The 9,674-nt window shown below is 59.2% G+C and carries 9 protein-coding genes and 1 tRNA gene; all 10 read right to left on the minus strand.

Annotation, left to right across the window (positions count from 1 at the left end):
- The coding region (locus tag PHW69_08610) for an AAA family ATPase (protein MDD4005245.1) at positions 1-1,957 on the minus strand (1,957 nt) is incomplete at its 3' end.
- A 258-nt stretch (positions 1,958-2,215) separates the two neighbouring features.
- On the minus strand, positions 2,216-2,692 hold the full coding sequence (locus PHW69_08615; protein ID MDD4005246.1) for a GNAT family N-acetyltransferase: 477 nt from the start codon (positions 2,690-2,692) through the stop codon (positions 2,216-2,218).
- A gap of 202 nt (positions 2,693-2,894) precedes the next feature.
- Positions 2,895-4,409: a DUF4097 family beta strand repeat-containing protein gene (locus PHW69_08620; protein MDD4005247.1), complete on the minus strand. Its 1,515-nt coding sequence runs from the start codon at positions 4,407-4,409 to the stop codon at positions 2,895-2,897.
- Positions 4,406-4,957, minus strand: coding sequence for a hypothetical protein (locus tag PHW69_08625; GenBank protein MDD4005248.1), 552 nt, complete (start codon positions 4,955-4,957; stop codon positions 4,406-4,408). The genes PHW69_08620 and PHW69_08625 overlap by 4 nt, the downstream gene beginning before the upstream one ends.
- Positions 4,958-4,983: 26 nt before the next feature.
- The gene (locus PHW69_08630) at positions 4,984-5,553 is read right to left on the minus strand and encodes an RNA polymerase sigma factor (protein MDD4005249.1); all 570 of its coding nucleotides are present in this window, start codon (positions 5,551-5,553) and stop codon (positions 4,984-4,986) included.
- A gap of 100 nt (positions 5,554-5,653) precedes the next feature.
- Positions 5,654-5,729 (minus strand) — tRNA-Ala (locus PHW69_08635).
- A 35-nt stretch (positions 5,730-5,764) separates the two neighbouring features.
- Positions 5,765-6,739, minus strand: a complete 975-nt coding sequence (gene mltG / locus PHW69_08640) for an endolytic transglycosylase MltG (GenBank protein ID MDD4005250.1) — start codon at positions 6,737-6,739, stop codon at positions 5,765-5,767.
- Positions 6,736-7,305 (minus strand): RNA 2',3'-cyclic phosphodiesterase, encoded by a 570-nt coding sequence (thpR, locus tag PHW69_08645; GenBank protein ID MDD4005251.1) that lies wholly within the window; start codon positions 7,303-7,305, stop codon positions 6,736-6,738. The genes mltG and thpR overlap by 4 nt, the downstream gene beginning before the upstream one ends.
- A 1-nt stretch (position 7,306) precedes the next feature.
- The gene (locus PHW69_08650; GenBank protein MDD4005252.1) at positions 7,307-8,281 is read right to left on the minus strand and encodes a hypothetical protein; all 975 of its coding nucleotides are present in this window, start codon (positions 8,279-8,281) and stop codon (positions 7,307-7,309) included.
- Positions 8,282-8,290: 9 nt separating this feature from the next.
- Entirely contained in the window at positions 8,291-9,463 is a 1,173-nt protein-coding gene (gene tyrS / locus PHW69_08655) for a tyrosine--tRNA ligase (protein ID MDD4005253.1), read from the minus strand.
- Between the last annotated feature and the right edge of the window lie 211 nt (positions 9,464-9,674).

Below are 9,674 nucleotides of genomic sequence, written 5' to 3' on the forward strand. Positions count from 1 at the left end.
GGGAGGTCAGCTCCAGCCGGATTTCTTCCTCTTTCGCCCAGTACGGCTCCGGGGAGTCAACCCCGTCGGCGCCTCCGGCCACCCAGAACCCATCCGTCACCGTCGTGCCGTTTTGCGACACGCCAGCCAGCAGGTTGCGCAGCAGTTTTTCGTACTCGGCGGGATAGTCCAGCCGCTTTAAAATGCCCGGATCGGCTGACGCGCCGCCTTCGTCAGTCAGCGCGCTTAACACCAGAAACCGGCAGCGCGCGCCGCCTTTCCGGCGCAGAAGCCCGACCGCCGATTCGACGGCCTTGAAATCCGCGCAGATTACGGAGTCCAGATACCTGCCGAGCGCGTCTTCGGCGAAAAGCGTGTCCCCGGAATTTATTTTAAGAAACCGCCGCAACGGCCCGCGCACTCCCGCCATGCCTGATTCGCAAACGGTTTTCGTGCCCACCCAGTAAGGATCCTTTTCGCCCTGGCTCCTGATTATCTGCATCGTGGCGTTGAGCGCCGCCTGACGGGAACGGACAGCTGAAACAGTGTCGTTTAATTCGGCCCGGCGCGCAACAAGCGCGGCCCGCCCGGATTCAAGCGCGGCGAGTTCCGTCCGCACCGCCCCGATCGCCTCCGTCTGGGCTTTCACTTCGTTTTCCAGCCTGGCGACTACGGCTGCGGCTTCCTCCCGCTGTATGCGGGTTTTTTCAAAATCGGTTTCCGACTCGCTTATATCCTGCGCGCTGTGCGACAGGTTGCTTTCTTCCAGCGCCAGCTTGCTGGCGCATTCCATTTCCCGCTGCGCGGCGCGCAGAATGTCCGTCGAGGCTTTTTCGCTGTCGCGTTCGATTTCCGCCAGTTCCCCGTTTGCGGCGTTGATCTGGCCGGTTTTTTCGTTATAGCGCGATTGCAGCGGCGCGATCTGTTCCGCAAGAACCGCCAATTCCGCTTTCAGGCGCGTTATCGCCGGGTCCAGCTGCGCCATGCGCACGGAAGACACTTCATCCTCCTGCCGGGAACTTTCTATCTGCCGGACCAGCTCGGCCGACAGATTGTCGCAGTTGCGGATATTGCCTTCCAGTATGCCGATCCGGTATTTGACGCCGGAGATTTTCTCGCCATATTTTGAATATTCGTCCTGCTTGTGCGTCAGGTTGAGATTTAACGCCGCCACTTCGCCTTCCAGAACGCTCAGCCGGGTATTTTTGTTTTCCAGCTGCTGCTGCAGCGGCTGCAGCCGCTGGGCGCAGCTTTCCAGCGCGCCGGAGTGGCGTTTGATGGTGTCGAGCGCGAGCGCGATTTCGGCTTCGCTTAGCTCTTCTTTGTATTTCTGGTATTTTTTGGCTTTTTTGGCTTCGGTGTCCAGTTTCCTGATCTGCTGGTCAATCAATGCGACCGAGTCCATCAGCCGGGCGAGATCGGAGTCCACTTTTTCGAGTTTGCGCTGGGCCTCGTCGCGCTTGGCTTTGTATTTCGACACTCCGGCCGCTTCCTCAAACAGGTCGCGCCGGGTTTCGGGCGCGGCGGACAGCACAAACTCAACCCCGCCCTGGTCTATAATGGCGTAGCCTTCGCCCCCGATGCCGGTATCCAGAAACATGTCGCGCACGTCGCGCAGGCGGCACTGCACTTTGTTGAGATAGTATTCCGATTCGCCGGACCGGTAAATCCGGCGCGTCACCGTCACTTCCGCGAAATCTATCGGCAGGCGGCGCGACTCGTTGTCGAATATCATGTTCACTTCCGCCAGATTAAGCGGCGAGCGTTTCGCCGTGCCGTTGAAAATGATGTCTATCATGGACGGCGAGCGGAGCTGTTTCCAGGATTTTTCGCCTATGCACCAGCGGATGGAGTCCACCACATTGGATTTGCCGCAGCCGTTCGGGCCCACCACGCAGGTGATGCCTTTTTCAAACGACATGCGCACTTTTTCCGCGAATGACTTGAAACCGATGATTTCAACAGCTTTCAAATACATTAAAACTCCGCAAAACGATAAATAACCAGCCGGGCGCGCCTAACTCATGGCACCCTGTATAGATATTATAATTTGTAAAGGGTGCCGTAAAGTGCGCCCGGCAAGCCGGAAAACACGAATCGGGGCTGCTGTATTGACAATTCAGGAGGGCGGCGTGTTTTGCCGGACGGTTGAAAACCGGGCGGTTTCACGCGTTTTCCGTTTTATGATTGAACCGTCGTTCCGGTTCGGAAAGGGCCGGACGGCCCGGATGGCGGTCTAGTGCAGCAGGATTCCTTTGTACAGGCCGGGCTCGGAATCTGGAATTTCCAGCGCGCCGGCGCATTTCCTGAAAAATTCCGGCTCGCCCGCCCAGCCGACAACGGCGTAGCCATAGCCTTCCGCTTTCATCGCGTGCAGGCAGCTGAGCAGCAATGCCCTGCCTATGCCTTTGTTTTTGATATCCGGCAGCAGGCCGATCGGGCCGAATATTCCCTTTAAGGTGGCGTCATAACAGGCAAAGCCCTGAATTTTGCCTTCCTGCCCGGCGATAAAGCAGGAAACCGGATGCCGGGAGAAAGCCGTTTCGCATTCGTCAAGCCACGAGGCCGGGAAGTCAGCCTGCCGCAGCCGTTTCAGTATGACCGATTTTTCCGGCGTGAGCGCGCGCCGTATGGCGATACCTGTTTTTTGAGTTTTTTTCAGCGCGGGTTCCAGCGGCGGCAGCGCATAGAGTTTGATCAGCATGTCGGCCATAGCTCAATTATATGTACTTGCGGCCAATTCGGCAAGCGGTTCTGCCCGGCGGGCGGCGGTTCCGGCAAACCGCCGCCGGACAAAACTGTTCCGGCGGCGGACAACACGGGAATGCGCATAATCAGCCCAATAATGACGAAGCCGGGTTAGCCGTGCCGCGCTGATCTGGCCTTAAGGGGTATTTGCATGATGCGGTTGCGTGTCAGGCTGCGGGCGGCGGCTCTGCGGCTGGAGCGGCGGCGCGGGATTTCCGGCCCCGGAACCCGTCAAACAGTCCGCCCATTTTTGTTGACAGCGCCGCGCCAAGCCCGGCTATTCCGCCGCACAGCATGGCAATGACGCTCAGAAAGAAAAGCAGCACGCCCGTCAGCCCGAACAGGCTGCCCAGGTTTGCGAAGAACACCAGTATGAACACCAGCGCTCCGAATCCGCCATAGGCCGCCATGATGGCGCCCGGCAGGCCCGGCAGCGGTTTATCGGCTTTTGCGAACCCTTTTTTCGCGAGCAGATGCAGGAATGCCGCCAGGCCCAGTATGCATGCCACGGCGTAGAGGATCACGAAAAACGGCAGCAGTGCTATGCCCAGTATCGAAATTGCCAGCGCGACGCAGGCGGGCACAAACGCGATCAGCGCAAGCGCGCCCAGCGCGGCTGATTTCGCAAAGCTGTTCTCCAGTTCGTCGCTGATGAGGGCGGCCCGTTTTTTTAACAGCAGCACGACAATTAGCAGCGGTATGCCAAGCAGCGCCAGGAAAAGCAGTATTCCGCAGGCTTTGGCAAAAGCATGACTCACTGAATGCTGTTTGTTTGGTTCATCCGCGCCAGCGGTGCCGCCGGTGTTATAGTCAAGGGCCGCGCTTTCCGGCGAAAGCCGGGCCGGGCCGGAGATATCGCCGGAAATGGTGTCAAGCCGGATGACGAACCCGTCTTTCCCGGCTTCTCCTATCACTGCGCTGGAAGTGCCGGCCGATGTTTTGCTTAGCACGAGTTCGGGTTTTCCGTTCATCTGCGTGCCATGCGCCTTGAGCGATAATTTGCCGTTGCGCACTACCCGGGCGTTCGCGCCGGCCGGAAGCGAAACGTGCGCGTCGCCGCTGATGGTGTTGATCCGCATTGTGCCGGCCGAGGGTGTTTTGTCCCAGCCGAGCGACACGTCGCCGCTGACGGTTTTGATGCTGCCCGCTCCGCACAGCCCGGCCAGCCTGGTGTCGCCGCTGACGGTTTTCACGGTCAGCTCCGGCCCGCAGAACCGGCCGTCAATGTCGCCGCTTACGCTTTCGATTACGGCGGACGGCGCGGTTATGTCAAAATTCAGATCGCCGGAAACGGTGTTGAAGGTGGTGCCGCCGGTCATGGCGCCGGCGGTTATGTCGCCGCTGATGGAGGCGGCTTTCACCGCCATATTTTCCGGCATGCGCAGCTTGAAACCCAGTTCGCATTTCCCGGTTTTGCCGAAAGGCCATTTGTTTTTCTTGTCAGCCAGCACGCGCAAGACCGAGCCGCTGGTGTCAATAACGACGGAACAGCCATCCGCCGAACCCGCTGGTTCCACCTTGATTTTATCGCCGCCCGGTTCGATCGAGATATCGCCCGCCACGGTTTTCACTTCCACAAGGCGGATCCCGCTGGCGTCAAAGTCCTTTACGTTCCGGGCCGGAACCGCCGGAGCGAACAATGGAAGTACGGCCAGCAGCGAAATCAATTTCATTATTTTCATATACAGTCTCCTTGAAGTTTTCTGTCCAGCTGGGCGAGCGCCAGTACTCCCAGCGAAACCGCGGCGGCGGCCAGCGTTGCGGACAGTGTGACCTGCGCGCACAACACAATCGCCGCGCACGCTTTCAGCAGTGTCGCGGCGTAAGCCAGCGTGATGTAATAAAGGGAAAGCGTGGTCTGCGTGAAGTCAACGCAGCTTATTATAACAAGCAGTTTTGAAAAAGCCGGAGTGGAGATAAAATAAAGCGCGGCGGTCAGCGCGGTTGCTGTCAGCGTCGCGGCCGCCAGTTCCAGTCCCGCGGCAAGACGCCGGGCGCGGGGCGCGGCTTTTTCCGGCTGATCCAGCGCGCTCATGATATGAAATTCAAGAGCGGCCGGCGCAGTGTGCCGGGGCAGCGCGCGTAGCGCGCCGTCCAGTTTTTCCCAGGCGGCGTTCGCGTTTGAGCAGGCGGGGCATTCCTTCATATGCGCGCGAAGGGCGGCGGCTTCTTTGTTTTTGAGAAGTCCGCTTTTTAGTTTTGCGATGTCAGCCGTGTGTGCGCAGTTCATATCGTTGTCCCTTGCAGAGTATACGTTCAGGCGTGCGGAAAGTTACAGTCTTTTTCAAGAAAGCCGGCCAGCGCCTGCCGGGCCCGGAAAATGCGTATTTTTACCGTGCTTGGCGAGGCGCCGGTAATTCCGGCTATTTCCTCATATGACAAGTCTTCCCGCGCATGCAGCAGCAGCGCTTCCCGGCAGGCGGCCGGCACTTTTTCGAGCGCGCGCTCCACCTGTTGCAGTTCCAGCCGGCCGGCCACAACCCGTTCGACGGCTGCGGCGGTGTCGGCTATATTTATTGTTCCGTCTTCGTTTTCAAGCGCCGAGGCCGGTTCGCCGCGCCGGCGCATGGAGTCCACCGCACTGTTATGCGCTATGGCGAACAGCCAGCTGATCATTGGTTTCTGAGTGTTATAGGAGCCGAGCCGCCCGAACGCTTTTATGAATGTTTCCTGCGTCAGGTCTTCGGCTTCGGCCGGGTTCCGGCACACCCGCAGGAGAAAGGAAAATATCCGGTCCTGATAGCGGCGCACGACAAAAGCGAAGGCGTCTGTCTCGTCCTGAAGAATTGCGCGCACCAGTTCGGTATCGGTGGAATGTTCGGTCATGCCCGTAGGGTATACGTCAAATGGCGCGGAAAGTTACAGTTGCCGGCGCGGGCTGCCGGGGGCAACAAAAAAGCCCCCCTTTCACGGGGGGCTTTAAAGCTGGTGGACCTGAGGGGGATCGAACCCCTGGCCTCTACCTTGCGAAGGTAGCGCTCTCCCAGCTGAGCTACAGGCCCGCTTGCTCTTATTATACCAACAAACCCGGCGGCTTTCAATTGTTTTTGCCTTCGCGCAGTCGTTTCTTCATTAACGCTTTCGCTTTGAGATGGTCGCTGTATGCGGAGTTGAAGGTGTGCCGGCCGGTGGTGTCGGCCACGAAAAAAATCGCGTCGCCGGGCGCGGGATGAAGCACCGCATACACTGACTCGTAACCCGGACTGCAGATCGGGCCCGGCGGCAGGTTCTGGTATTTGTAGGTGTTGTAAGGCGAGTCAATCTTGAGATCGTCGTAACTGAGCGCTTTCTTCCACCACCGGCCTTCGCGGGCGCAATAGCCGACGGCGTATTGCACCGTAGGATCAGCTTCCAGCGCTTTGCGCTGCCTGATACGGTTTAAATAGACCGAAGCCACCAGCGGCCGTTCGTCGTCATAAAGCGCTTCCCGCTGGACGATGGAAGCGACGGTCAGCACGTCTTTCGTGCGCAGGTAGTCCGGCACGTCTTTGGCGAGCAGCGGTTTGATGGTCTTGTTATACTCGCCCAGCATCGCCTCGATTATCCGTTGCGGCGGGGTGTTCGGCTCCAGCAGGTAAGTTGACGGAAAAAGATAGCCCTCAAGGCCGCGTTCCCTGGCGAGCCGCACGAACTCCCCGCTTTTGCAGACGCCGGATTCTTCAAGCCGGGCGCCGTATTCCTCTATCCGCCAGCCTTCGGGGAACGTCACTTTCAGGTAAACCCGGCCTTCGTCATGCGCCAGCCGCCAGAGCGCAATTTCCGCGCCGATAGAGCTGTTTATCCGGTACCGGCCGGGTTTAAGCCTGCTCGACATCGCCGACACTTTCAGCAGCCCGCGAAACAGTGTCGTGCTGGAAATGACGCCTTTGCTTTTTAACTGGCGCGCTATTGCCGCGCCGCTCGCGCCTTCCGCTATGTCAATTTCAACAACGGGGCCGGGCAGAAAGTAACGAGCCCACAGTCCGCCGCTTATGGCGGCCGTCAGGAGAAGGGTTATTATCGCTTTTTTCACGGGATGCCGCTCCTTTTAAGTGCCGCGCCGTAAAGCTCCTTATGTTCCGTGCCGGACCCGGAACGCAGGCTTTCATAAAGCGCCGCGCGCATTACCCGCATGGCCGGCTTCCCGGCGCGGGGCGCCGGCGCGTTCGCTTCGTCAGGCAGTTTTTGCGTGCCGCCGGCGCGCGCAATCCGGCCCAAAGTAAGATGCGCGGCGAAAGGGCGGCTGTCGGCGTACAGGCCGCGGCTCGCCAGTTCCGCGCCGATGCGGTCGCGCAATCGCGCCAGCCGCGCCGGCTGTTGTACCCCAAGCCAGACAACACGCGGCTCGCCGTATTCGGGGAAAAAACCGATCCGGCCGCAGGCCAGTTCGAAGGATTCGGTTTTTGCGGCAGCGTCGAGTGCGGCACGGATATCCGGCAGCCGTGCCGGGTCGGTTTCGCCTAAAAAATGCAGGGTTAAGTGGAACTGCTCCGGTTTGGTCCAGCTGGCCCGCATGCCGGACTGTTTCAGCCGGGCCTGCGTCATTAAAGCCTCTTGCAGAAATCCGCCGGCCGCCGCGACAGCTATGAACAGCCGCATATCATTCATCCGAGAAAGAGGGCGTCGCGATCCTGACGCCGGTGCGGGTCAGCTTGGCGTCATCGTACACCGTTATGCGCTTGCGCCGCGGCTTGACGGAGTATTTTTTGTTTTCCTCGGCTTCCAGCTCCTCTTCGGTGGGGCGGCGGGTGATATAGTCGCCGCGGTAGTCGCGTACGCTGAACCCCCGGACATACACAGCTTCCGCATGCGTGAAAACCCGGTCGCGGATTTCGGCTTTCTCGCTGAACTTCATGCGGATCCAGTTTTCCGCGCCGGACGCTTTGTCTTCCAGTTTTTGCGCGAGCGGCCGGTATCTGGCGAATTCGTCGAGCGGGTGCGCTATCAGAAATTTGTTGTCCGGGCCGTAGATCAGCTCGCGTCCGCGCACTATCTTTACGCCGCGCACGGCGCGCCCGTCTTCCAGAATGCGGTCCACGCCTATTTCGCCAGGCCCGTAGCAGGCCAGCGTGTTTTCTTTGGTCGCGCTGTCATAGCGGAACGCGAAACCGGTGTTTACGGCCTGGGCGAGCATGGTGGGCGCGGAAAACACCACGGGGCTTTTCAGGCCCGCCTCCGGCCCGGCGTAGCCGACCACATAGCCGTCCTCGATATAAATGGTGGAGCCGGTATAGTCCAGCGTTTCAAAGGAGAGGACCGTGTTGTCAAGCGCGTCAACATATATTTTCCCGTCAAGCGAAAACTCGGCCAGCGCGCCGGCGCCGGTGCGCAGGGAATCGCCCGGCTGGATTGGGAAACCGCTGTGTATCGGCATCCACAGCGTTTCGCCCTGAGGGCGCAGAAGCACTTTGCCGGCAACGGCTGTCACGCGCGCGTCCCATTCGCCCTCCGGCATAAGAACCACATGCCGGGCGGGTTTGGCCTGCGCCGTTTTTTTTCTTTTCAACGGGGCGCTCTGCGCGTGGCCCGAAAACAGGCACGCCAAAAGCGCCGTCAGAAGAGTTATGTTCCGCATTCTGGAATATCAGCCCGCGATGGTAAGCTCGCAAAACCGGCGGCGGCCCACCTGCATAACGGCCTTGCCTTCAAAAGCCAGCACGCAGTCTTCCACCTTTTCGCCGTTCAGTTTTACGCCGCCCTGCTCGACCAGCCGGCGCGCCTCTTTTTTGCTTTCCGCCATGCCCGCGGCGTATACCGCGGCGGAAACGGTCGTGCCGGCCGGCACGGTGACGGCAGGCATTTCGTCCGGCAGCTGCCGTCTGGAAAAAACCTGGTTGAAATGCTCCAGCGCGGATTCGGCCTGCGCCGCGCCGTGAAAGCGCGTCACCAGCAGGCCCGCCAGTTGCTTCTTCGCGTCCATCGGATGCATGGCTTTTACAGCCGCCATGTCTTCGGCTGTCAGCAATTCGTAATAGTCAAGCATCAACCCGTCCGATACGCTCATCACCTTGCCGAACATCTCGTCCGGTTTGTCGCTCAGGCCGATGTAGTTGCCGTAGGACTTGGACATTTTTTTCACGCCGTCCGTGCCCACCAGCAGCGGCATTGTCATCACCACCTGCGGGGCCTGGCCGTTGTCTTTTTGCAGGCTGCGGCCGGCCAGCAGATTGAAAATCTGGTCGCTTCCGCCCAGTTCGATATCGGCTTTAAGCGCGACGGAGTCATAACCCTGAAACACCGGGTAAAGCAGCTCCAGCATGCTTACGGGGCTGTTTTCGGCCATGCGTTTCTTGAAATCTTCCCGTTCCAGCAGCTGCGAAACCGTCACTTTGCTCAGAGTCGCCAGCAGGCCCGCTCCGCTGTTTCCGCCCACGAACGGAGCCAGCCATTCGGAGTTGAAGCGGATTTCGGTTCTCTGCGGATCGAGTATCTTAAACACCTGTTCAACGTAGGTGCCGGCGTTTTCCCGGATCTGGTCCGGCCCGAGTACCGGCCGGGTGCTGTCCCGTCCTGACGGATCGCCTATTCCGGCCGTAAAATCGCCGATCACCAGCACGCCTTTGTGGCCCAGATCTTCAAACGCGCGCATTTTCGAAAGAACCACGCTGTGGCCGAGGTGCAGATCCGGGCGGGTCGGATCGGCGCCGAGTTTGATGACAAGCTGTTTGCCGGACCCGAGTTTCTTCTCCAGTTCTTCGCGACTGACAATATCTGTGCAGCCGCGTGTGAGCGGTTCAAATGCGGGATCGGCGGACATGCGCGGTTCTCCTCGTTTTGAAAATATAACCATTATCATTGTACTTCATTGGCCTGCCCGTTTTCAATTCGGCGTATTGCGCAAGCTAAAATCTTACCATAGGGCATATCATTGCGCAGTTTACTATCTAACCCAAGTAGGGACAGTTTTACAGTTCCACAAGGGGCGGATAATGACACCTAAAACCCGTATGGAATACACCATTGCGATT

The sequence above is a fragment of the Elusimicrobiaceae bacterium genome (assembly GCA_028700325.1).
Lineage (GTDB): Bacteria > Elusimicrobiota > Elusimicrobia > Elusimicrobiales > Elusimicrobiaceae > JAQVSV01.